General features: G+C 75.4%; 16 protein-coding genes. 7 read left to right on the top strand and 9 right to left on the bottom strand.

The window, feature by feature from the left end; genetic code table 11:
- Nucleotides 1-527 precede the first annotated feature (527 nt).
- Nucleotides 528-4,331 carry an ATP-dependent helicase gene (locus ACWD3O_RS26275; RefSeq protein WP_451417575.1) on the bottom strand — a complete coding sequence of 1,268 codons (3,804 nt, stop codon included), beginning with the start codon at nt 4,329-4,331 and terminating at the stop codon, nt 528-530.
- A 249-nt stretch (nt 4,332-4,580) separates the two neighbouring features.
- Nucleotides 4,581-4,967 (bottom strand): MGMT family protein, encoded by a 387-nt coding sequence (locus tag ACWD3O_RS26270; protein ID WP_451417574.1) that lies wholly within the window; start codon nt 4,965-4,967, stop codon nt 4,581-4,583.
- Nucleotides 4,968-5,440: 473 nt separating this feature from the next.
- Between ACWD3O_RS26270 and ACWD3O_RS26265 the strand changes: the two genes are divergently transcribed.
- Both ACWD3O_RS26265 and ACWD3O_RS26260 read left to right on the top strand, forming a co-directional pair.
- Nucleotides 5,441-8,287: a lysylphosphatidylglycerol synthase transmembrane domain-containing protein gene (locus ACWD3O_RS26265; protein WP_451417573.1), complete on the top strand. Its 2,847-nt coding sequence runs from the start codon at nt 5,441-5,443 to the stop codon at nt 8,285-8,287.
- Between the two features lie 69 nt (nt 8,288-8,356).
- The gene (locus ACWD3O_RS26260; RefSeq protein WP_451417572.1) at nt 8,357-9,898 is read left to right on the top strand and encodes an alpha/beta hydrolase; all 1,542 of its coding nucleotides are present in this window, start codon (nt 8,357-8,359) and stop codon (nt 9,896-9,898) included.
- A gap of 167 nt (nt 9,899-10,065) precedes the next feature.
- Here ACWD3O_RS26260 and moeZ read toward each other — a convergent pair whose 3' ends face one another.
- The 6 genes from moeZ to ACWD3O_RS26230 all read right to left on the bottom strand — a co-directional run bounded on the left by moeZ (nt 10,066) and on the right by ACWD3O_RS26230 (nt 18,211).
- On the bottom strand, nt 10,066-11,244 hold the full coding sequence (moeZ, locus tag ACWD3O_RS26255) for an adenylyltransferase/sulfurtransferase MoeZ (protein ID WP_451410302.1): 1,179 nt from the start codon (nt 11,242-11,244) through the stop codon (nt 10,066-10,068).
- A 155-nt stretch (nt 11,245-11,399) separates the two neighbouring features.
- A complete protein-coding gene (locus ACWD3O_RS26250) occupies nt 11,400-12,368 on the bottom strand; it encodes an NAD-dependent epimerase/dehydratase family protein (protein WP_451417571.1) in 969 nt (322 codons plus the stop codon).
- A 145-nt stretch (nt 12,369-12,513) separates the two neighbouring features.
- On the bottom strand, nt 12,514-13,638 hold the full coding sequence (locus ACWD3O_RS26245) for a hypothetical protein (protein WP_451417570.1): 1,125 nt from the start codon (nt 13,636-13,638) through the stop codon (nt 12,514-12,516).
- Nucleotides 13,639-13,748: 110 nt separating this feature from the next.
- The gene (locus ACWD3O_RS26240) at nt 13,749-15,368 is read right to left on the bottom strand and encodes a DUF3492 domain-containing protein (RefSeq protein WP_451417569.1); all 1,620 of its coding nucleotides are present in this window, start codon (nt 15,366-15,368) and stop codon (nt 13,749-13,751) included.
- Nucleotides 15,369-15,581: 213 nt separating this feature from the next.
- Nucleotides 15,582-17,054, bottom strand: a complete 1,473-nt coding sequence (locus ACWD3O_RS26235; RefSeq protein ID WP_451417568.1) for a DUF3152 domain-containing protein — start codon at nt 17,052-17,054, stop codon at nt 15,582-15,584.
- A gap of 113 nt (nt 17,055-17,167) precedes the next feature.
- Complete coding sequence (locus ACWD3O_RS26230; protein ID WP_451417567.1) at nt 17,168-18,211, bottom strand: alpha/beta fold hydrolase; 1,044 nt, start codon at nt 18,209-18,211, stop codon at nt 17,168-17,170.
- Between the two features lie 244 nt (nt 18,212-18,455).
- Between ACWD3O_RS26230 and ACWD3O_RS26225 the strand changes: the two genes are divergently transcribed.
- From ACWD3O_RS26225 to ACWD3O_RS26210, 4 genes are all read left to right on the top strand, one after another.
- Complete coding sequence (locus tag ACWD3O_RS26225; protein WP_451417566.1) at nt 18,456-18,704, top strand: hypothetical protein; 249 nt, start codon at nt 18,456-18,458, stop codon at nt 18,702-18,704.
- Nucleotides 18,705-18,894: 190 nt separating this feature from the next.
- Nucleotides 18,895-19,536, top strand: coding sequence for a TetR/AcrR family transcriptional regulator (locus ACWD3O_RS26220; protein WP_451410295.1), 642 nt, complete (start codon nt 18,895-18,897; stop codon nt 19,534-19,536).
- Between the two features lie 130 nt (nt 19,537-19,666).
- Nucleotides 19,667-19,894 carry a DUF3107 domain-containing protein gene (locus ACWD3O_RS26215; protein WP_451410480.1) on the top strand — a complete coding sequence of 76 codons (228 nt, stop codon included), beginning with the start codon at nt 19,667-19,669 and terminating at the stop codon, nt 19,892-19,894.
- A 186-nt stretch (nt 19,895-20,080) separates the two neighbouring features.
- The gene (locus ACWD3O_RS26210) at nt 20,081-20,365 is read left to right on the top strand and encodes a hypothetical protein (RefSeq protein ID WP_451410294.1); all 285 of its coding nucleotides are present in this window, start codon (nt 20,081-20,083) and stop codon (nt 20,363-20,365) included.
- A gap of 137 nt (nt 20,366-20,502) precedes the next feature.
- On the opposite strand, the gene ACWD3O_RS26205 is transcribed toward ACWD3O_RS26210, so the two are convergent.
- Nucleotides 20,503-21,258, bottom strand: a complete 756-nt coding sequence (locus tag ACWD3O_RS26205) for a ferritin-like fold-containing protein (RefSeq protein WP_451410293.1) — start codon at nt 21,256-21,258, stop codon at nt 20,503-20,505.
- A gap of 562 nt (nt 21,259-21,820) precedes the next feature.
- Between ACWD3O_RS26205 and ACWD3O_RS26200 the strand changes: the two genes are divergently transcribed.
- Nucleotides 21,821-23,476, top strand: a 1,656-nt coding sequence (locus ACWD3O_RS26200; RefSeq protein WP_451417565.1) for a DEAD/DEAH box helicase, incomplete at its 3' end; no start/stop codon positions are given.

The raw sequence follows: 23,476 nt of genomic DNA, 5'->3' as shown, positions 1-23,476 counted from the left end.
TCAGCGTCCTGTTCGCCATGCTCCGCGACGGAACCTTCTACGAACCGAGAAGCCCCCGCACCGCTTGACGAAAGACATAGAGGCACCCCCCCCCGGCCGGGCGGGCGGTGGCGGCGCGACCACAAGGCAGGGCGAGGCCCTCGGACATCAGCCGGACAGCGCCGGTCGGCGAAAGCCGGGCAACGCTGTTCGGCGCCGTTCGGCGGAGGCCCGGCGACCGTGCACGGTGCCGGTCGGCAAAGGCCCGGCGGGGCCGGCCCTCGCCTGGTAGCGAGGGCTCGGCAAGGCCGCTCGGTGCCGGTCGGGTGAGGCGGCTCACCCCGGCCGGGCAAACGCTGGTCGGCGCCGGTCGGCGAAGGCAGGGCAACGCCGCGCCGCGCTCGGTGCCGGGCCCGTGCGGCGGCTCACCCGACGGCCGGGCGACACCGGGCGGCACGGGCCCGGCGAGCCGGTGCGGCACAGGCCCGGGCGTACCGGCCGGGCGAGGCGGCGGCTCAGCCCCGGCCGGGCAGGCCTCCGCGGTGGTGTCACTCCACGACGTGGCGGCCCTCCGGGCGGGCGGAGCAGCTGGCGCGGAAGGCGCAGTGGTCGCACTGCCGCCCGGCAGCGGGGGTGAACCTCTCGTCCAGCACCTTGCCCGCCGCCGTGGCGAGCAGGTCCCCCACCCACGCACCGCCCTCCGGCGACTGGGCCTGGACCTTGGGCTGCGCGTCCCCGCCCTCCTTCTTGGGCGCGGCCTGCCGCAGGTGGACCAGTTCCGCTCCCCCGGGCTCCGGCCGCTCGCCGTCGAACAGCTCGTCGACCGCGCCCTCCCGGACGGCGAGCTGGTAGACGGCCAGCTGCGGATGGCGCGCCACCTCGGCCCCGGTCGGCGCGTTCTTGCCGGTCTTGAAGTCCACCACGTACGCCCGCCCCTGGGCGTCCCGCTCGACGCGGTCCATGGAGCCGCGGATGCGCACCTGGTACTCCCCGGCCTCCAGCGTGACGTCGAAGTCGTGCTCGGTGGCGACGGGGACGCGGCCGGCGGTCTCGCGGCCCATGACGTGCCAGTTCAGGAAGCGTTCCAGCGCGACCCGGGCGGTCTCCCGCTCCTGCGCGGACTTCCAGGGCGCGTCGAAGGCGAGCGCGTTCCACACCGAGTCCAGGCGTTCCATCAGCACGTCCAGGTCGGCGGGGGTGCGCCCGGAGGCGACCTCGTCGGCCAGCACATGCACCACGTTGCCGAAGCCCTGGGCGGCGGTGGCCGGGGTGTCGGCCTTCACCTCGCGGCCGAGGAACCACTGCAGTGAGCAGGTGTTGGCGAGCTGGTCGAGGGCGCTGCCGGAGAGCGCGACGGGGCGGTCCCGCTCGCGCAGCGGCACCTTGCTCTCGGTGCGCTCGAGCATGCCCCACCAGCGGTAGGGGTGCGCGGCGGGCACCAGCGGGCGGCCCTCCTCGTCGGTGAGGGCGGCGAGCCGCGCCAGGCGGCGGGCGGCCGCGTCCCGCAGCGCCTCCGACGCCTCCGGGTCGACGGTGGTGGCGCGCAGCTCGGCGACCAGCGCGGCCACCGCCAGCGGGCGGCGGGGGCGGCCGGTGACGTCCCGCGGCTCGACGCCGAGCTCGGTGAGGAAGCGGGAGGGCTGGTCTCCGTCCTCCGCCGGCGCCTTCACCGCGGTGACCACCAGGCGCTCACGGGCGCGGGTCGCCGCCACGTAGAACAGGCGGCGTTCCTCGGCGAGCAGGGCCCCCGGGGAGAGGGGCTCGGCGAGGCCGTCCCGGCCGATGCGGTCGGCCTCCAGCAGGGAGCCGCGGCGGCGCAGGTCGGGCCAGAGCCCTTCCTGCACCCCGGCGACCACCACCAGCCGCCACTCCAGGCCCTTGGAACGGTGCGCGGTCATCAGCCGCACCGCCTCGGGCCGCACGGCACGGCGGGTCAGGGTGTCGGCGGCGATGTCCTGGGCGTCGATCTCCGCGAGGAAGTTGAGCGCGCCGCGCCCGCCCGTCCGTTCCTCCGCACGGGACGCCGTGGCGAACAGCGCGCAGACGGCGTCCAGGTCCCGGTCCGCGTTGCGTCCGGCCGCGCCGCCCCGGCGGGCGGCGCGTTCGAGGCGGCCGGGCCAGCCGGTGCCGTTCCACAGCTCCCAGAGCGCCTCCTCGGCAGTACCGCCCTCGGCGAGCAGGTGCCGGGCGCGGCGCAGCAGCTCCCCGAGCTGCTGGGCGCCCCGGGCGTACGACGGGTCATGCACGGCCAGCCGCTCCGGCTCGGCCAGCGCCCGGGCGATCAGGTCGTCGGACGGCGGCGGCAGGGGGTTGCCGGCCGCGCGCTCCTCGTCCCGCAGGGCCCGCCCAAGTCGGCGCAGGTCCGCGGTGTCCATGTTGGCCAGTGGGGACGCCAGCAGCGTGAGCGCCGTCTCGGTGTCGAGCCACGCCGGCACGACCCCGGCCGCCGCGTCCTCCCCACCGGGCTCGCCTGCCACCGCACCGCCGGGCTGCTGCTCGCCGAGCTCTTCCCCGCCGTCGACGAGCCCGCCCCGGGCCTCCGGCCCTGCCCCGGGGCCGGGGTCCGCGCCCCCGCCCTCCGCTCCGGCGACCCCACCGGAACCACCACCGTCCCGGCCGCCCTCGGCACCGCGTTCGTCCTCACCGTCGCGACCACCCTCGACACCACGGCCGTCCTCCGGTGCCGTATCGGCGTCCGGCGCCGCATCAACGTCCTGGGCGGCGTCCGCGTCCGACGCCGCATCCGCGTCCTGCGCCGCACCGGCGTCCGCGCCCCGGTCCTCCCCGGCTGTCCCGCCCGCACCCGCGGCCTCCGCCGCGGCGGGGACGCCGCCGTCGGACTCGTCCGTGCGGTCCGCGACGCTCCCGGGTTCCGGGGCACCGGCCCCGCTCCCGTCGTCGAGGCCCGCACCGGCGTCCGGCCCACCCCCGGCACCCGGGGACGCCACGGCCGTGCCGGACTCCGCCCGGGCCACCGCGCGCAACGCGGTCAGCAGCGGGGCCACCGCCGGCTCGTGCCGCAGCGGGACGTCGTCGCCGTCGACGTCCAGCGGCACACCCGCGGCCGTGAGCGCGCGACGGATCACCGGCAGGGAGCGGGAACCCGCCCTCACCAGCACCGCCATCTCCGACCACGGCACCCCGTCCTCCAGGTGGGCGCGGCGCAGGATGTCGGCGACGTTGGCCAGCTCCGTCCCGGCGGTCGGGTAGGTGAACACCTCGACCGAGCCGCCCTCCCGCTCCGCGGCCAGCTCCCGGTGGGCGCGCACCTTCTCCGCGGGCAGCCGGGTCAGCGGCATCCGCCGGGTGACCAGCCGGGTCGCGGCGAGCAGGCCGGCTCCGGCCCGGCGGGAGGTCCGCAGCACCTCCACCGGCGCGGGAGTGCCGTCGGCCCGGGGGAAGACGTGCGGGAAGTCGAGGATGCCGTTCACGTCGGCGCCGCGGAAGGCGTAGATCGACTGGTCGGGGTCGCCGAAGGCGACCAGGGTGCGCCCGCCTCCGGCCAGCGCCCGCAGCAGCCGGACCTGGGCCGGGTCGGTGTCCTGGTACTCGTCGACGAGGACCGCGTCGTACTCGGCGGCGAGCCGGTTGCCGACCTCGGGACGGTTGGCCAGCAGTACCGCGCGGTGCACCAGTTCGGCGTAGTCGACGACGCCCTGCAGATCGAGGACGTCCAGGTACTCGGCGAGGAACGCCGCGGCGGCCCGCCAGTCGGGCCGGCCTATCCGGCGGGCGAACGCGTCCAGCGCCGCCGCGTCCAGGCCGAGCTCACGGCTGCGGGCGAGCACGGCCCGGACCTCGTCGGCGAAGCCCCGGGTGGTGAGGCAGGACCGCAGGTCGTCGGGCCAGCGGACATGGGCGAGGCCCAGCCGCTCCAGCTCGGGCTGGCCCGCCAGCAGCTCGCGCACCGTGACGTCCTGCTCCGGGCCGGAGAGCAGCCGCAGCGGCTCGGCGAAGAGCCCGCTGTCCTGGTGCGCGCGGACCAGGGCGTAGCAGAAGGAGTGGAAGGTGGTGGCCTGCGGCGCCCGGGCGGCGCCCACCCGCGCCGCCATGCGGTCGCGCAGCTCCATGGCGGCCTTGCGGCTGAAGGTGAGCACGAGTATCCGCGCCGGGTCGCCGCCGCGCGCGATCCGCGCGGCGACCGACTCCACCAGCGTGGTGGTCTTGCCCGTACCGGGGCCGGCGAGGACCAGCAGCGGCCCCGAGCGGTGGCCCACCACGGCGCGCTGCGCGGCGTCGAGCCGGGGCGGCTCGGGCACGGCGACCGGGCCGCGGACCAGCCGGTACCCGCCGTCGGGCGCCCACCACGCCTGGCGGCGCGGCGGTGACGCGGTGGTGGAGGGGATGCTCATGGTTTCGCCGGTCCTGGTGGTGCGGAACGAATGCGTGCGGTGGGTGCGTGCGGGAGGTCCCCGAGGGGCCGGTGGGACATGTGGTCGCCTGTCGAACGTACGGCATGGCGGGGTGGTGCCCGTACGAGTCCGCCGATATCGGGATTCACCCGGACGGCCCACAGGGGGCGCCCAGCGGCCGGTTCACGCCCGGCGGGGCTCCGCGCAGCCCCGGTGCAGGCTCCGAGGGGCCGGCACCGGCGGGGTCGTTCACCCCTCCGGCGCCTCCCCCGGTGGGGCGCCGTCCCACCGGGCCCGGCGCATGTCGAGCCTCGGGAGTGAGCCGCGGGTCGCCCCGCCGGCCTCCCGCAGCGGTGTGCCCTCCGCGCGGTAGTGCTCCAGCGCGCGCAGTTCGTGGCCGGGCAGCAGGTGTCCGTCGGCCCGGACCACGCGCCACCACGGGACCGCGCTGCCGTAGAGCGCCATCACCCGTCCCACCTGCCGCGGGCCGCCCTCGCCGAGCCATTCGGCGACGTCGCCGTAGGTCATCACCCGGCCGGGAGGGATCCGTTCCGCCACCTCCAGGACCAGCTCGGCGTACTCGGGGTACGCGGGGAGCGAGTCTCCGGACCGCCGCTCGTCACTCATCCGACCCATCCTGCCGCACCCCTCCGACATGGCCCGCACCGCTCGCGGCCCGCTCTTGCCCCCCTCACCGCTCCCGCACCGCTCCCGCACGGCTCGCGCCCCGCTCCCCCACCGCTCGCGCCCCGTCCCCGCACCGGTCCAGGCCCGGCCTCACGCCGCTCGCGCCCCGGTCCCCCGCCGGTCGCGGCCTGATCCGGCCCGGGTCTCGCCCCGTTCCCACACCGACCCCGCCGGACCCCATACCGCCCCCGGACCCGCACCACGTGCGCCAGGACAGCCCCCGGGCGTGCTCCGGAGGCGTGCGCGGCGTATTTCACGCCCATGGATCGCCCCCTGACCCCACCATGGGTCTGCCCGGCATGCCACCATCGTGCGGGCGGTGACTGGTGATACGTGAGCAGAACGAGACCGAGGAGTGGCAGGGCGTGCATCCCGAAGAGGCGGAGAGCGCTGCCGAGGTCTCGCCACGCCCGGAAGCAGACATGACAGAAGCATCCCGACCGGACCAGCCCGGCGACGCCCGCGCCGACACGCCCGGCCGCCCCGCGCCCGGCGGAGCCACCGAGGCCGACCGCCGCCACGACGGAGCCACCGCGACGGACCGCCGCGACGGCGGAGCCACCGACGCGGCAGCCCTCGCCGGCGGAGCCACCGCGACGGACCGCCGCCACGACGGAGCCACCGACGGCGGAGCCACCCTCGCCGCGGACCCCGAGGGTGGCGACGAGGCCCACGGCGAAGAGGTCCAGGGCGACGAGCCCCTGCTCCCCGCCCGCGTCCACCGCCCCTCGGACCTGATGCGGCTGCTGATCGGCCTGCTGGCCGTCGCCGTGCTGCTGGCCGTCGCCGCCTTCGCCGAGGGCGCGACCTCCGGCCTCGAGCAGGACATCAGCGAGGGCACGACCGCCGCCCCCGACTTCCTGATCAAGGTGGCGGGACTGGCGTCCAGCATCGCCATCCTGCTGGTCCCGGTGGCCTTCGCGGTGGAGCGGCTGATCAAGCGGGACGCGCTGCGGATCGCCGACGGCGTGCTGGCCGCGGTCCTCGCGCACGGCGTCACCCTCGCCACCGACCTGTGGGTGGCGAGGGCCGCGCCGCAGGCCATCCAGGACGCGCTGACCCAGCTCGCGCCGGGCGGCAGCGGCGCCACCGCCGCGTTCACCGACCCGGTGCACGGCTACCTCGCCCCCGTCATCGCCTTCATGACCGCGGTGGGCCTGGCCCGAAGACCGCGCTGGCGTACCGTCCTGTGGATCGTGCTGGCCCTCGACGCGTTCTCCATGCTGGTCAGCGGCTACACCACGCCCTTCTCCATCCTGCTGACCATCCTGATCGGCTGGAGCGTCGCCTACGGCACCCTCTACGCCGTCGGCTCGCCCAACATCCGGCCCACCGGGCGCACCCTGACGGCCGGGCTGCGGCACGTCGGTTTCCGCCCGGTCTCGGCCCGCCAGGAGGCGGAGAGCGACGGCCACGAGAGCGACCGGGGCCGCCGCTACTTCGTCACCCTGGAGGACGGCCGGCCCCTGGACGTCACCGTGGTGGACCGCGAGCAGCAGGCGCAGGCCTTCTACTACCGGGTCTGGCGCAACCTCACGCTGCGCGGCTCGGCCACCCGCCGCAGCCTCCAGTCGCTGCGCCAGGCGCTGGAGCAGGAGGCCCTGCTGGCCTACGCCGCCATCGCCGCCGGCGCCAACGCGCCGAGGCTGATCGCCACCGCCGAGCTCGGTCCGGACGCCGTGATGCTGGTGTACGAGCACACCGGGGGCCGTCCGCTGGACCAGCTGGAGGACGAGGAGATCACCGACGGGCTGCTGCGCGACACCTGGCGCCAGGTGAAGGCCCTGCAGTCCCGCCGGATCGCGCACCGCAGGCTGGCCGGCGACGCCATCCTGGTGGACCCCTCGGGCTCGGTGATCCTCTCCGACCTGCGCGGCGGCGAGATCGCCGCGGGCGACCTGCTGCTGCGGATGGACACCGCCCAGCTGCTCACCACGCTGGGCCTGCGGGTCGGCGCGCAGCGCGCCGTGGCCGCGGCGGTGGACGTGCTGGGGCCGGACGCGGTCGCCGACTGCCTGCCCATGCTGCAGCCGATCGCGCTGACCCGTTCCACCCGCGCCACCCTGCGCCGGCTGGGCCGGGAGCGGGCCCAGCGGGAGCGGGAGGCGGTGCTGGAGGCGTCCGACAAGGCGCGGGCGCTGCGCGCCGCCGAGCGCGAGGCGGGCGCCGGCGGGGCGACGGCCGCGGACCGCAAGACGCTCAAGGCGGAGCAGCGGGCCGACAAGCGGGCCGTCGACGAGGCGCTGGACGAGGCCCGCGAGGAGGACCTGCTGTCGCAGATCCGCCACCAGGTGCTGCTGATCCGTCCGCAGGCCCCGGTGGAACCGGCCCGGCTGGAGCGGATCCGTCCCCGCACGCTGATCACCATCATCGCGGGCGCGATCGGCGCCTACTTCCTGGTGTCCCAGCTGGCCCACGTCCCGTTCGCCTCGCTGATCTCGCAGGCGCACTGGGGCTGGGTGGCCGCCGCGGCGCTGTTCGCGGCGCTCAGCTACGTGGCGGCGGCGATGTCCCTGCTGGGGTTCGTGCCGGAGCGGGTGTCCTTCTGGCGCACGGTCCAGGCGCAGGTGGCCGGCTCGTTCGTGAAGATCGTCGCCCCGGCGGCGATCGGCGGTGTCGCGCTGAACACGCGGTTCCTGCAGAAGGCGGGCATCCGGCCCGGTCTCGCGGTGGCCAGCGTGGGCGCCTCGCAGCTCTTCGGGCTGGGCGCGCACATCCTGCTGCTGCTGGTGTTCGGCTATCTCACCGGCATCGAGAAGACGCCGTCGCTGTCCCCGTCCCGGACGGTGATCGCGGGTCTGCTGACGGTCGCGGTCCTGGTGCTGGTGGTGACCTCGGTGCCGTTCCTGCGGAAGTTCGTGGCGACCCGGGTCCGCTCGCTCTTCGCGGGCGTGGTGCCGCGCATGCTGGACGTGCTGCAGCGTCCGCAGAAGCTGGCCACCGGCATCGGCGGCATGGTCCTGCTGACCACCTGCTTCGTCCTCTGCCTGGACGCGTCGGCCCGGGCCTTCGGGAGCGGGACGACGGACGTGAGCCTGGCGAGCGTGGCCGTGGTGTTCCTGGCCGGCAACGCGCTCGGCTCGGCCGCGCCCACCCCGGGCGGCATCGGCGCGGTCGAGGCGACGCTCACCATCGGCCTGGTGGCGATCGGCCTCACCCAGGAGGTCGCGTTCCCGGCGGTGCTGCTGTTCCGTCTCTTCACGCTGTGGCTCCCGGTGCTGCCCGGCTGGTTCTGCTTCAGCCAGCTGACGCGGCGCGAAGCGCTGTGACCGTGCCCGCGTAACCCGGACGGGTCCCGAGCCCGCGCGGCCTCCCGTGGGGCGCAGGAACATGGCGGCATGCCCTTCGCCTCCCGGACCCGCACCGCAGCCCTGCTGACCACGGCCGTCATCGCCGCCGGAGCCCTCACGGCGTGCGGCGGGGAGGACGGCGACGTGCGCGAGCAGTCGCTGGAGTGGGAAGACTGCCCGGCCCCCTCCGAGGCCCAGGGCGGCGGCGCCTCGCCGTCCCCGCTGCCCCGCGACGGCGTCTGGCAGTGCGCCACCATGCGGGCGCCGCTGAACTGGTCGGAGCCGGAGGGCGAGACCATCGGCGTCCAGCTCATCCGGGTCCGCTCCAGCGGCGGCGAGCGGAACCGCATCGGCTCCCTGGTCTTCAACTTCGGCGGCCCCGGCGGCTCCGGCGTCACCACCCTGCCCGCCTTCGGCCAGGAGTACGAGAAGCTGCGCACCCGCTACGACCTGGTCAGCTTCGACCCGCGCGGGGTGGGCCGCAGCGAGCCCGTGGAGTGCGAGAACGCGAGCCGGCTGGACGCCTTCTTCCAGAAGGACGGCACCCCCGACGACGCCCGGGAACGCTCCGAGTACGAGCGGGGGCTGCGGGACTTCAACGAGGCCTGCGAGGAGAACTCGGGCGAGGTCCTCCCCCACGTCCGCACCACCGACGCGGCCCGCGACATGGACCTGATGCGCGAACTCCTCGGCGACGACAAGCTGCACTACTTCGGCATCTCGTACGGCACCGAACTGGGCGGTGTCTACGCGCACCTCTTCCCGAAGCGGGTGGGCCGGGCGGTCTTCGACGCGGTCGTCGACCCGACGCAGAACCCGGAGCAGGGGTCGCTGGGCCAGGCGCGCGGCTTCCAGCGGGCGCTGGACAACTTCGCCGAGGACTGCGCCGCCCAGCCGGACGAGGCGTGCCCGATCGGCACCGACGCCGAGGACGTGAAGCAGCGCATCACCCGGCTCCTCGACGACCTGGAGAAGCGCCCGCTGCCCGGCTCGTTCCCGCGCCGGCTCACCGAGACGGCCGCCACCGGCGGCATCGCCCAGGCCCTGTACTCGAAGGACTTCTGGCCGTACCTCACGCAGGCGCTGGACGAGGCGTACGACGGTGACGGGCGGACGCTGCTGGCCCTGTCCGACTCGATGAACGGCCGCAACGAGAGCGGCGAGTACAGCAACCTGGTGGCCGCCAACACGGCGATCAACTGCTCCGACGACAAGCCGCGGTACGACACCGCGGCCGTGCGGCGGGCGCTGCCGCGGTTCCGGGAGGCCTCGCCGGTGTTCGGCGACTACCTGGCCTGGTCGATGCTCAACTGCTCGGACTGGCCGGTGGCGGGGGCCGCCGACCACCCGGACGTCAGCGCCCCGGGAGCGCCGCCGATCCTGGTCGTCGGCAACACGGGCGACCCGGCGACCCCGTACGAGGGCACCCGGCGGATGGTCGAGGCCCTCGGGCCGGGCGTGGGCGTGGAACTCACCTACCGGGGCGAGGGGCACGGGGCCTACGACAGCGGCGACCGGTGCGTGCAGGACGCGGTGAACGGCTACCTGCTGGACGGCAAGGTCCCCCGCTCGGGCACCGTCTGCGGCTGACGACCGGTCGGCGCTACGGCGCGAGCCTCGGCCCGCGAGGCGTAGGCGGCGGGCGGGAGCCGTCGGCCCGCGGGCGGGAGCGGGGTTTGCCGGGAACGCGGTGAGGCCCACGGCGCGGGCTGCGCCGTGGGCCTTCCGGAAACAGGTGACGCGGGTCGGGCCCGGGGTCAGTAGACCGGCTTGGCGGGCTCGATCTGGTTGACCCAGCCGATCACGCCACCGCCGACGTGGACCGCGTCCGAGAAGCCCGCGGACTTCAGCACCGCGAGGACTTCCGCACTGCGGACACCCGTCTTGCAATGCAGGACGATCTTCTTGTCCTGCGGCAGGCCCTCGAGCGCCGAGCCCATCAGGAACTCGTTCTTCGGGATCAGCCGCGCGCCCGGGATCGACACGATCTCGTACTCGTTGGGCTCGCGGACGTCGATGATGTCGATGTTCTCGCCGTCGTCGATCCACTCCTTGAGCTGCTTGGGAGTGATCGTCGAGCCGGCGGCGGCCTCCTGGGCCTCCTCCGAGACGACGCCGCAGAAGGCCTCGTAGTCGATGAGCTCGGTGACCGTCGGGTTCTCGCCGCAGACCGCGCAGTTGGGGTCCTTGCGGATCTTGACCTGGCGGTACTGCATCTCCAGGGCGTCGTAGATCATCAGGCGTCCGACCAGCGGCTCGCCGATGCCCGCGAGGAGCTTGATCGCCTCGTTGACCTGGATGGAGCCGATGGACGCGCAGAGCACGCCCAGCACGCCGCCCTCGGCGCAGGAGGGGACCATGCCCGGCGGCGGGGGCTCCGGGTAGAGGCAGCGGTAGCAGGGGCCGTGCTCGGACCAGAACACCGAGGCCTGGCCGTCGAACCGGTAGATCGAGCCCCACACGTACGGCTTGTTCAGCAGCACGCAGGCGTCGTTGACCAGGTAGCGGGTCGCGAAGTTGTCCGTGCCGTCGACGATCAGGTCGTACTGGCTGAAGATGTCCATCACGTTGTCGGCCTCGAGCCGCTCCTCGTGCAGGACCACGTTCACGTACGGGTTGATGCCGAGGACGCTGTCCTTCGCCGACTCGGCCTTGGAGCGGCCGATGTCCGCCTGGCTGTGGATGATCTGACGCTGCAGGTTCGACTCGTCGACCTCGTCGAACTCCACGATGCCCAGCGTGCCGACGCCCGCCGCGGCGAGGTACATCAGCGCGGGCGAGCCCAGGCCACCGGCGCCCACGGCCAGCACCTTGGCGTTCTTCAGCCGCTTCTGCCCGTCCATCCCGACGTCCGGGATGATCAGGTGGCGGGAGTACCTGCGGACCTCGTCTACGGTGAGCTCGTCGGCCGGCTCGACCAGGGGTGGCAACGACACGGGGACTCCGTCGGTCGGGATAAGTACGGTTGTTCTCCCCGTAACACTGCCACGCCCTTCTTCATTCCAAGACACCCGTCCCGAAGCGCGAGACATGGGCGTCCCAGTCACCGGGCAGGCCACCGCCGGCGCCCGCGGCGGTCGGCCGCCGCAGGTCAGATGCGGCAGGCGGCCTCCATCCAGATGTCCGCCAGCGACTCCTCCAGTCCGATGCGCGGACGCCAGCCCAGCCGGTCCCGGGCGGTGCGGACGTCGGCCTGCTGCCAGCTCCCGCAACCATCCGGGTAGGGGTGGACCGGCATCGTCGGCGCGTGGTGCTCGGAGTCGGTGCGCTGATGGCCGATCAGCCCCCGCACCATCCCGGCGGGCGGCCCGTCCAGCTCGTGCAGCGCGCCGCCGTACCCGGCCACCCGGGCCAGCACCGCCGCGGCGTCGCGCAGCCGCACCGCCCGGCCGGAACCGATGTTGATCACGCCTTGGGCGGCGGAGAGCGCCGCCGCGTGCACCGCCCGCGCCACATCGCGGACGTCGACGAAGTCCCGCTGCACGCCCAGGCCCCCCAGCTTGAGCTCGCCGTCGCCGGACTGCATCGCCCGGCGCAGCGCCTCGGCCAGCCGGCCCAGCGGGGAGCCCGCGGGAGTCCCGGGGCCGGCCGGTGAGAAGACCCGCAGCACCACGGCGTCCAGCCCCGAGTTGAGCACCAGCTCGGTCGCGGCCAGCTTGCTCACCCCGTACGGGCCGCCGGGGCGCGGCACCGCGTCCTCGGGCGTGGAGGACCCGGGCTGGCTGGGCCCGTACTCGGCGCCGCAGCCCAGGTGGACCAGCCGGGCACCGCAGCTGCTGCGCCGCAGGCCCTCGCAGACGGTGGCCACGGCCACCGTGTTGTGCCGGGTCAGCTCGCGGGCGCCGCCCCGGGTGGAGCCCGCGCAGTTGATCACGACCTGGGGGTGGACGGCGTCCAGGAACCGGCTGAGCGCACCGGGGCTGCCGGCCGCCAGGTCGAACCGGACGTCGGCGTCGTCGCCCCGGCCCAGCGCGGTCAGCTGGACGGCGGGGTCGGCGAGCAGGCGGTCGGCGACGTAGCGGCCGAGATATCCGTTGGCTCCGATCAGCAGAACCCTCATGGCGGCTTGTACTCCTTCTGATGGCGGTCTCAAGGGGGGCGGGGACGCGGGGTGCGGGGGTGCAGGGGTTCGGGGTGCGGAGGGGACGACGGGCGGGTGCGGAGGGGACGACGGGTGGGTGCGGGTGGGGCGGGGGACGGCCGGCTCAGCGGTCGGACGGCGGCCGGGGAGCCGCCGGCGCGTGGGCGGAGGCCAGGGCGAGCCGGCGGCAGGCGTGGACCAGCAGCACCAGCGCCCCCGCGCCGCAGGCGATCAGCGGGACGGCGTGCTCCCCCCACACCGACACCACCGTCTCGACCGGCTCGGCGAGGAGGTCGCAGCCGGGCAGCCGCCCCGCGAACACCAGGCAGACCGACGCGATCTCCACCCAGCCCACGGCCCGGAGCACCACGCCCGGCGCGTGGGTGAAGCCGTGCACCGTCAGCAGGCGGGCGATCAGCAGCAGGGCGCCCAGCGCGGCGGTGGCCGCGGGCGTGGAGTGCTCGTCCAGCACCACGGCGCACAGCACCGACAGCCCGGACACGGCGGCCAGGTGGACGGCGACGACGCCCAGCAGCAGGGGGCGGGCCGTGGCGGCGAACTCGTCGAGCCCGCGGCTGCCGGTCAGCTTGCGGCCCACGCCCGACCGGAAGAGCCGCGCGCTCAGGGCGGCGGGCACGCAGGACAGGGTGAGGGCCAGCAGCGGGGCCAGGGTGATCGGCCAGTCGCCGTACGGGGCGCCGTCCGGGAGGTGGTCGGGGCCTCCCACCAGGCCGGCGTGCAGCAGCCCGTCCCCCAGCAGGGCGTACCCCACCAGGAGGTAGGCCCAGGCTCGCGCGCCCGGCGGCGTCCGCCAGTCGTGCGGACCGGGCACCGAGCGGCCCTCGGAGCTCAGCGGGCCCCGGCCGAGCGCCAGACGCACGCCGACGGCGACGGCGGCCGTCCCCAGCACGCCGACGACCAGCCGCAGTTCCCCGCCGGTCCACCGCAGGGCGGCCACCGCGGCCACGCAGAGCGCGCCGGGCAGCAGCGCGCGCAGCGCCCACCGCGCGGGCGCCGGTCCCTCCGCGGCGGCCGGCCCGGCGGCGGGGTCCTCCTCGTCGGTCCTGGCCGCGCGGGCGTACATCTCCTCGGCCAGCGCGAACACGTCCCGGTGCCGGAAGCGGGCGGCGGTGCGGTCGGTGACGCCGTGCGCCTCCAGTCCGGCCGCGATCTCCAGCGGGTCCACGGCCCGCTCGCACAGCTCCCGGTGACGCGCCATCAGCGCCTTCACCGGATCGCCCCCGGACACGGCGCCCACCGGGCCCGTGGCGCCGGGCGCACCGCCCGACGTGCGGGACGGGGTGGCCGGCCCCGCCTGCGCACCGGTTCCGGCGGTTCTCTCTCGTCTGTCCAGACCGTTCACCCGGTCACCTCCACGGACTCGGCCCCGGCGACCCGCAGCTCGGCCGGCACCGCGAACGGGCGGGGCTCGGCGGCGTCCGCCTCGGCGATACGGCGGGCCGGGCAGCGCCCGGCGACCTCCAGATAGATGCGGTGGAACGCGGCGACGTTCTGCTCCACCGTGAACAGCTCCATGGCCCGCGCCCTGGCCGCCGCGCCCAGCCGGTCGCGGCGTTCCGGGTCGCCCAGCAGCGCCGCGCAGGCGCCGGCCAGCGCCTGCGGGTCCCGGGGCGGCACCACCAGCCCCGTCCCGCCGACCACCTCCACCACCGCGCCCACGTCCGTGGAGACGGTGGCCCGGCCGCTGAACATCGCCTCGACGACGCTGACCGGGAACCCCTCCACGACGCTGGACAGCACGATCACCGCGCCCCGCGCGTACACCTCGGCGAGGTCGGGCGCGGCGGGCCCGCCCATGTCGACGAACTCCACCGGCGCGTCGGCCGGGAAGAGCCGCGCCGCCAGCTCCTCGCAGTGCAGGAGGTACGCCGCCCCCTCCGCGTCGGGCGCGGACCCCGCGATCCGCAGCCGCGCCCCGGGCACCCGCCCGCGCACGGCGGCGAAGGCGTGGAGCAGCGTCACCAGGTCCTTGGACGGTTCGATCCGCCCCACCCAGACCAGCGTGCCGGGCTCGATCCGGGCGTCGGCCTCCCCCGCCTTCCCCCCGGCGCGCTCCCCGGCCTCGGCGAACCGCGCCGCGGACATGCCCGGGTAGACCGTGTGCAGCTTGGCGCGGTCCGCGCCGCAGCGCTCCTGCCAGCGGCGGACGTGGGCGTTGCCCGGGGTGAGTACGGCGGCGCTCCGGTACACCTCGGCGGCGAGCCGGCCGTGGAAGGCGGCCAGCAGGGCGCGCACGGCGGGGGGAGCGTCGGCGGATCCCAGGTAGTGGGCGCGCAGCGGCACGCCGTACTCGGTGACCACCAGCGGCACGCCGTGGAAGTGGCGCGCCAGCAGCCCGGGGAGGGCGGCGAGGCCGCCGGCCGCGGCGTGGCAGAGGTCGACGGAGCCCAGCTCGCCCTCCTCGTACCAGTCGAGCGACAGGGGGCGCAGGGCCTGCTCGAGGTGCGCGCCGACCAGCAGCAGATCGGTCACGCGCGCCTCGCGCGCCGCCCGCGGGGCGCCCGGGGCGCGGCAGACGCGCTCCAGCGCGCGCACGGCCTCCTCGGAGCGCAGCGCGGCGACCATCCCGCCCTGTTCACGGGCGAGTTCGGCCAGGCCGTAGAGCGCGGAGCGGAAACGGTCCGCCTCCTCGGGGGAGCGATCGCCCTGCCCGGGCGGCCCGGCGGGGCCCGCGCAGAGCCCGGCGGCGAGGTCGCCGTAGTGCTCGGCGAACCGGCGGCGGGCGCGGCGGCCGTACCAGGTGCCGTCGACCTCCGCCGTCCACAGCGGGGCGGTGCGCACCTGGGCGACCTGGGCGGGCAGGTCGACCCAGCCCGCCCGCTCCTGGTCCCGGCCGCGGCTCAGCGCGTACAGCCGGAACTCGTGCTGTCCGAGCCCGCGCACCAGGCGGTCGCACCAGAGCCTGGCCTCACCCCTCGCGTACGGGTAACCACCCTCCGTCAGCAATCCGATGCGCACGCGTACATCCCCGATCTCCGCCAGTGAACGGCCGCCAAGGAAGGCCGCGGCCGACAGCCGGGACGAACGTATGCGGATTCGCGGGTGGCGCGACGGACGGTTGTCCGTCGCGCCATCAGAAGGGGTGAACGCCCGTGACTTTCCTTGTCACGAGGCGTTTTGCAGCGCACAGTGACGGCGCGGTAGCACGACGTGCCCGCGCCGGGTCACGGATCAGCCGTTCGGGTAGGCCCAGGCGTTCGGCTTGCAGTGGATCCCGTCGTGGTCCAGGAACTTGGTCTGCTGCTGCATCACCGGGGCCAGCCCGCCGTCCTGCGAGCACTCCACGTGCCCGTACCCGAGGCGGTGCCCCACCTCGTGGTTGATCAGCATCTGCCGGTAGGAGTGGATCCGCCGGTCGCCGTAGGTCTCGGAACCCCGCGCCCAGCGATAGGCGTTGATCATCACCCGGGATGTCGAGGCCGAGTCGCAGGAGACGTTGTCGATGGTGGTGTCCAGGCCGGACTTGGCGCACCACTCGGCGGTGGTGCCGGGACTGGCCAGGGTGATCACGAAGTCGGGGCTCTTCCCGCCGCCCGCCGGGACCCGCTTGAAGGCCAGCCCGTCGTGCGCCCAGCTCCGCCGGTCGTTCAGCGTCTTGTGCACGGCGTCGGCGAACAGCTCACCGTCCAGGCCGAGTTCGTCCTCGACGTCGACCCGGTAGGTCCACTCCTGGCGGGGCGGCGCGTCCTGGTCGGCCGCCGGGGGTTCGTCGGTGCCCGGCACGGCGGTGAAGGAACCCGGGCCCTGCAGCTTCGGGCTGAGGTCGTAGACCAGGCCCATCCGCTGCTTGTAGGAGAGCCCGTCCAGGTTCCAGGCGGACGGCAGCGGCGAGGGCTCCGTCGCCCCCAGCGGCTGCCCCTTCTGCGTGTCGCCGGCGGGCGCCCCGGCCGCCTGCGCCCCGGTCGCCGCGGCGGACCGGTCGGCCACCACCTGCTCGGAGACCGTCACGCCCAGGACGACCAGCACGGCCACCGCAAGCACGCCGGTGAACAGCCGGCCCTTCACCCCGCGTCTCGGCCCCACCGGGCGCGCGGACCGGAACTCCGCGGGCGGCGGGGGAAGTTCGCCGTCGTCGTCACCGCCGTCACCGGGGGCCTGCGCGAAGCCGCCGGGCCCCGGACCCCCGGGGTACCCGGCGTCCTCCGTGGAGCGCGGGCCGCCCGGGCCGGGACGGCGCGGGTGACCGCCGCGGTCGTCCAGGGTGTCGTAGTAGGGGGCCTGTTGCCCGTACTCCGCGTAGCCCTCGGCGCGGCCCACCAGGTCGCGGGGCTGGTCGGCCCAGCCGTGCGGGGCCTGCCGCCCGGGCCCGCCGTACTCCTCGGGATGGTCGCCGCGCACCGGAGAGGGCGCGCCGCCCCGGCCGTGCGTCACACCGGTCCGCCCGGACGGCCCCTGCTCCGGGTGCCGCGCGGGCTGCCCCTGACCCGGCCCCAACGCGGGCTGCCCCTGCTCCGGGTGCCGCGCGGGCTGCCCCTGACCCTGCCCCAACGCGGGCTGCCCCTGCTCCGGGTGCCGCGCGGGCTGTCCCTGCCCCATGCGCGGCGCGGGCTGTCCCTGCTCCATCCGCGGCGCGGGCTCCCACGGGCTCCAGGAGTCCTCGGCGTCGAGGGGTTCCCCGGTCCCGGCGGGACGCGCGGGCGCCACGCCCCCTGCCGCGCCGCGCCCGTCGCGGGCGGCGGCGGGCTCCGCCGACGAACCGCGCGCGGCATTTGCGGGCCTGGCCGGCCCCCGGCGACTGTGCCGTCCCACGCGCTCCCTCAGCTTTCGGTTTCCGTCACGGCCAGGACATCGTCTCGCTCGCCCGGACGGCGCCCTCGCGCCTCCCCGCCGGCCTGCCGGGCATCGGCTCCGGCGTCGGCGAGGAACTCACGGAAGGCACGGGCGACCGTGTCCGGACACTCCATCATGGCCACATGTCCGGCCTCCGGCAGGGCGAGAAGGCGCGAACGGCGGAACGCACGGGCCGCCCGGCGGGCCATCCGGAACGAGACCAGCCGGTCACGGCCCCCGTAGACCAGCAGGGTGGGGGCGTCGACCCGTTCGGCGTGTCGCCAGAGCCGGTGCCGTCCCGCGAGGGTGTAGGCGTCCACGATGCCGCGGGCCGAACGGGCCATCGCGTCCCAGAAGTAGGGGAGCCGCTGGCGCCGCTCCATCTCCGCCACCGCCGCGGCCAGTCCCGCCTCGGTCACCCGCCCGGGGTCGCCGTAGGTCAGGGACAGCACACCGCGCACCCGCTGCTCGGCCGACCACTCGCGGGTGAGCCGGGTGAAGAGCGCGGCCACCCCGGGCAGCGCGAGCAGACCGGTCGGCACCGCGCCGCGCTGCACCCGCAGCTCGGGCAGCGCCGGGGAGACCAGCGTCAGCGTGCGCACCAGGTCGGGGCGGACCGCCGCGACCTTGGTGGCGACCGCGCCGCCCAGGGAGTTGCCGAACAGGTGCACCGGACCGCGCCCGGACGCCTCCAGGTAGCGGACGACCGCACGGGTGTGCCCGGTGATCGAGTAGTCGCCGTCGTCCGGCGGCGGGGAGTCGCCGAAGCCGGGCAGGTCCACGGCCTCGCAGTCCAGCACGTCCTCCAGCAACGGCATCAGCGCGGACCAGTTCTGCGAGGAGCCGCCCAGGCCGTGCACGAACAGCGCGGGCTCGGCGCCGTCGGCGGCGTGCTCGCGGGAGCGGACCGTGAGGGTGACGCCCCGCAGCGCGACCGACCGGATCCGCTCGCCCTCGGCGGGCCGGACCGGCGCGACCCGCGGCAGCACGTCGCCCGCGGGCGGGACAGGCGGAAGATCGGTCGAAGACATGCGCCAATGTTACGAGACGATCACGCCCCGCCAGGCTCCCCGGAGGCCCCCGGTGGTGTGTGGGCGGTCACAACGCGCGGGCCGGTGTGACGGCGGCGGGGCCGGGCACACATCCGCACGCGGAGGCATCGCGCCTGCGCCGGGTGTCTCCTAGGCTCGACCCCACAGGGCACCCCGCCCCCGGAGCGGTCCGCCGCGCCGGGGGAGCCGACCGGAACGCAGGAACGACCGAAGGGAGCCCCCCATGCCCGTCGACCCGACCGACCCGACCGACCCGACCGACCCGGAGACCTTCGTCCACGAGGAGGAGCGGGAGGAGGACGTCCAGGAGTTCGGCGTCGAGGCCCCCGAGCACGACGCGGCCGAACAGCTCGCGGACGTCCGTCCCGCACGCGACGAGCCGGTCCGCGGCGAGGCCGCGGACCGCGCCAGTGAGGCCGACCTCGCCGAACAGGCGAGGGTGGTCGAACTCGACGAGGACGACTACCGCTGACCTCGCGGCACGCCCCGCGAGGGGACGACGACCGCCCGGACGGGACCGGCGGCGGCCCCGCGCGTCGCCCCGGTCCCGGGGGCCACGCGCGCCCCGGTGAAAATCTCCGGTCGCACACCCCACAGGTCGGTTACCGAAAAGTACGATGGTGGGCGGCGCACACCGCGCAAGGACGATCATGGGAGGCGGCGTGACAGCCATCGAGCAGACAGAGGCGGCACGCCCGCGCGGCACCCGGCTACCGCGCCGGGCGCGGCGCAACCAGCTTCTGGGGGCCGCTCAGGAGGTCTTCGTCGCCCAGGGCTACCACGCCGCGGCCATGGACGACATCGCCGAGCGGGCCGGCGTCAGCAAGCCGGTGCTCTACCAGCACTTCCCCGGGAAGCTCGAGCTCTACCTGGCCCTGCTGGACCAGCACTGCACGGCGCTCATCGATTCCGTCCGGGTGGCGCTCGCCTCCACCAGCGACAACAAGCAGCGCGTCCGGGCCACCATGGACGCCTACTTCGCCTACGTCGAGGACGACGGCGGGGCGTTCCGGCTGGTCTTCGAGTCGGACCTGACCAACGAGCCCGCCGTGCGCGAGCGCGTGGACAAGGTGACCAACGAGTGCGCCGAGGCGATCTGCGACGTGATCGCGGAGGACACCGGCCTCTCCCGCGACGAGTCGATGCTCCTCGCCTCCGGCCTGGGCGGACTGGCCCAGGTGGTGGCCCGGGCCTGGCTGCACAGCGACCGCAGCGTGCCGCGGGACAAGGCGGTGCAGCTGCTGGCCTCGCTGGCCTGGCGCGGCATCGCCGGTTTCCCGCTGCACGGCAGCGAGAACGCCTGAGCGTTTCGCCGGGCCGCCCCGGGGCAGCGACACCCCGGGGAACGCCCCGCCTGGACTAATGTGTGCCGGGTACGGCGCGGACGAGAAGCGGAATGGTCCGCGCACCACTGACCGTCGGAGGGACATGGCCGTGGAGGTCAAGATCGGCGTGCAGCACGCGCCCCGCGAGATCGTTCTGCAGAGCGGTCAGAGCGCCGAGGAGGTCGAGCGGCTCGTGGCCGAGGCGCTCGCCGGCAAGTCGGCGCTGCTGAGCCTGGTGGACGAGCACGGCCGCAAGGTCCTGGTCCCGGCGGACCGTCTCGCCTACGTCGAGCTGGGCGAGCCGGCTCCGCGCAAGGTGGGCTTCGGCGCGCTGTAGCGCACGGCGGGCGCCCGCCCGCGGCAGGCATGCGGAGGTGCCCGGAGTCGTACGCGACGTCCGGGTGACGCACGGAGAAGGGGCCGGACGGCTGTTGAGCCGTCCGGCCCCTTCGCGTGTGCGGGTGGACCTGTGGGGGTAGTCACACCGGGACCGTTCGCACGCCCCCGGAGAAGGGACCCCGCCATGTTCTACCTCACGGCGTCGGCCTCGGTGCTTCTCGGGCTCCTGCTCGCCACCGCGGCCGTCCACCGGCTGCCGCACCGGCTGCCCCGGGCGGGCGTGGTCCTCCCCACGGGCGCGGTCGGCGCCCTGGCCGGCACCCTGATCACCCAGGCCGCCCTGGCTCCCGCCGAGGCCGCCCCGCTGCTGCTGGGCGCCGCCGCGCTCTCGGCCGCTTCGGTCTCGCTCCTGCTGCGCACGGGGCGGACGCCCCGCCGTGGCGCCGCGGCGGGCAACCCGGCGGCCTGACCGGGGCCGACCGGGGGCAGGGCTCGCCCTGCCGGGCTCCCGCCCCGTTGCCCGCTCCCCGCACCGTTGCCCCGCGCCCCCGCACCGTTGCCCCGCGCTCCCGCCCCGCCGGCCCCTGCCCTCCCGACCGCCGCGGCTCAGGCCGCCAGGCCCAGCGCCGCCATCCGCTTGGTGTGCGCCTCGGTGATCCGGGAGAACATCCGGCCCACCTCCGCGAGGTCGAAGCCGTCCGCGACACCGCCCACCAGCATGGTCGACAGCGCGTCCCGCTCCGCGACCACCCGCTGCGACTGGGAGAGCGCCTCGCCCATCAGCCGCCGCGCCCACAGCGCGAGGCGTCCGCCGACCCGCGGGTCGGCCTCGATGGCCGCCCGCACCTTCTCCACGGCGAACTCGGCGTGCCCGAGGTCGTCCAGCACCGCCAGCACCAGCTCCCGGGTGTCGGAGTCGAGCCGCACCGCGACCTCGCGGTAGAAGTCGGCCGCGATCGAGTCGCCGACGTACGCCTTGACCAGGCCCTCCAGCCAGTCCGACGGGGCCGTCTGCCGGTGGAAGCCGTCGAGGGCGGCCACGAACGGGACCATCGCCTCGTCGGGGTCGGCGTCGATCTCGGCCAGCCGCGCGCGCAGCCGGTCGAAGTGACCGAACTCGGCGGCGGCCATCTTGGCCAGCTCGCCCTTGTCGGCGAGGGTCGGCGCCATCTTCGCGTCCTCGGCGAGCCGCTCGAACGCCGACAGCTCGCCGTACGCGAGCGCTCCCAGCAGGTCCACGACGGCGGCGCGGTACTGCGGGTCTGCGGAGGCCTGCTCCCAGGTCTGCGCGGCGACCCGGGAGGTCACGGCGTCCGGGGCGGCGGCGTCGGTCTTGCCGGTGGCGTTGTCAGGCGTCGTCATGAAACGAACGATAGTCCGCCCGCCCGCTGCCCCGGTCGTCACCGCCCGTCCCGGCCGCGAGGACCGGAGCGCGTCCGGATGCGCGAGCGGGAGCTCGGGCGGGAGCGCGTGCGGAAGTGCGTCCGTGATGTGAGGAGCACAACGTCACCGAAACGACCGTCGCATGTGCGCGTTTCCGGGGTATGGTGGTAATGCGCTCGCCCCTATCCGGCGGGCCGCACGAATGAGGATGCCCGGTCGGTGGCCCGATCGGCTCCGACCCGACAGCCCTCCTCGCCCGCGCGTTCCTCGCGTACGGCCACGGAGGGGACCCTCAGCGGTACGAGCGCTGGAGCGTCCGCGTGGTCCCGTGCCACAGGCCCGTCCCCCGAAGCAGGGCCGACGACGTCCTTCCGGTTCGGTACGGCCGTGCTCGGCACGGTTGACCCCCGCGCTCGCCTCGCGCCGCGCACACAGAAGAGGCAGCACCCTGACTACCACGTTCCGCGATCTCGGAATTCTCCCTGAGACGGCCGAAGCCCTCGAGGCCGTCGGCATCGTCACCCCCTTCCCCATCCAGGAGATGACGCTCCCGGTGGCCCTGTCGGGCTCGGACGTCATCGGCCAGGCCAAGACCGGCACCGGCAAGACCCTCGGCTTCGGTCTGCCGCTCCTGGAGCGCGTCACCGTCCCCGCCGACGTGGAGGCCGGACGCGCGCGGCCCGAGGACCTGACCGAGGCGCCGCAGGCGCTGGTCGTCGTCCCCACCCGTGAGCTCTGCACCCAGGTCACCAACGACCTGCAGACCGCCGGCAAGGTCCGCAACGTCCGCGTCCTGGCGATCTACGGCGGCCGCGCCTACGAGCCGCAGGTCGAGGCCCTGAAGAAGGGCGTCGACGTGGTCGTCGGCACCCCGGGCCGCCTGCTGGACCTGGCCGGGCAGAAGAAGCTCGACCTCAAGCACGTCCGGAGCCTCGTCCTCGACGAGGCCGACGAGATGCTCGACCTCGGCTTCCTGCCGGACGTCGAGAAGATCATCAACATGCTCCCGGCGAAGCGTCAGACGATGCTGTTCTCGGCCACCATGCCGGGCGCGGTCATCGGCCTGGCCCGCCGCTACATGTCGCAGCCCACCCACATCAGTGCCACCTCGCCGGACGACGAGGGCAAGACGGTCGCCAACACCAAGCAGTTCGTCTACCGCGCGCACAACATGGACAAGCCCGAGATGGTCGCCCGCATACTGCAGGCCGAGGGCCGCGGACTGGCGATGATCTTCTGCCGCACCAAGCGCACCGCCGCCGACATCGCCGAGCAGCTCCAGCGCCGCGGCTTCGCCGCCGGCGCCGTCCACGGCGACCTCGGCCAGGGCGCCCGTGAGCAGGCGCTGCGCGCCTTCCGCAACGGCAAGGTCGACGTGCTGGTCTGCACCGACGTCGCCGCGCGCGGCATCGACGTCGAGGGCGTCACGCACGTCATCAACTACCAGTCCCCCGAGGACGAGAAGACCTTCCTGCACCGCGTCGGCCGCACCGGCCGCGCCGGCGCGAAGGGCACGGCCGTCACCTTCGTCGACTGGGACGACATCCCGCGCTGGCAGCTCATCAACAAGGCGCTGGGGCTGGGCTTCAACGACCCGGTGGAGACGTACTCGACGTCGCCGCACCTGTTCTCCGACCTCGGCATTCCCGAGGGCACCAAGGGCGTCCTGCCGCGTTCCGAGCGGACGCGTGCGGGTCTGGGCGCCGAGGAGATCGAGGACCTGGGCGAGCCGGGCGGGCGCAAGGGCGACCGCGGCCGGGGCGACCGTGACCGCGGCCGGGGTCGTGGACGGGACGAGCGTCCGTCGGAAGCGGCTCCCGCCGCCGAGGACGAGCGCGCCCCGCGGACGCCGCGTCGCCGCCGCCGCACCCGTAACGGTGCGCCGGTGACCGCGGCCGCCGCCGCGACGGCCGAGGCTCCGGCCGTGGCCGCCGCCGCTCCCGCCGCTCCTGCCGCCGAGGTGTCCGTGGAGACGGCGGAGGGCGCGACCGCCGCGCCGCGCCGCCGGCGCCGGACCCGTGGGGGCGCCGGCGAGGAGGCCCCCGTGGTGGAGGCCGCGACGGTGGTCGAGGAGACCGCCGCCGCCCCGGCCGAGGCCGCCCCGAAGCGCCGCACCCGCAAGACCACCGCCCCCGCGGAGGTCACGGACAACGCCACGGACGCCCCCGAGGCCGAGACCAAGCCCCGCCGCCGCACC

It is taken from the genome of Streptomyces sp. NPDC002640 (assembly GCF_053592575.1).
Note: the sequence above shows the minus strand (reverse complement) of the source record. Positions and strands in the feature narration are given on the sequence as shown.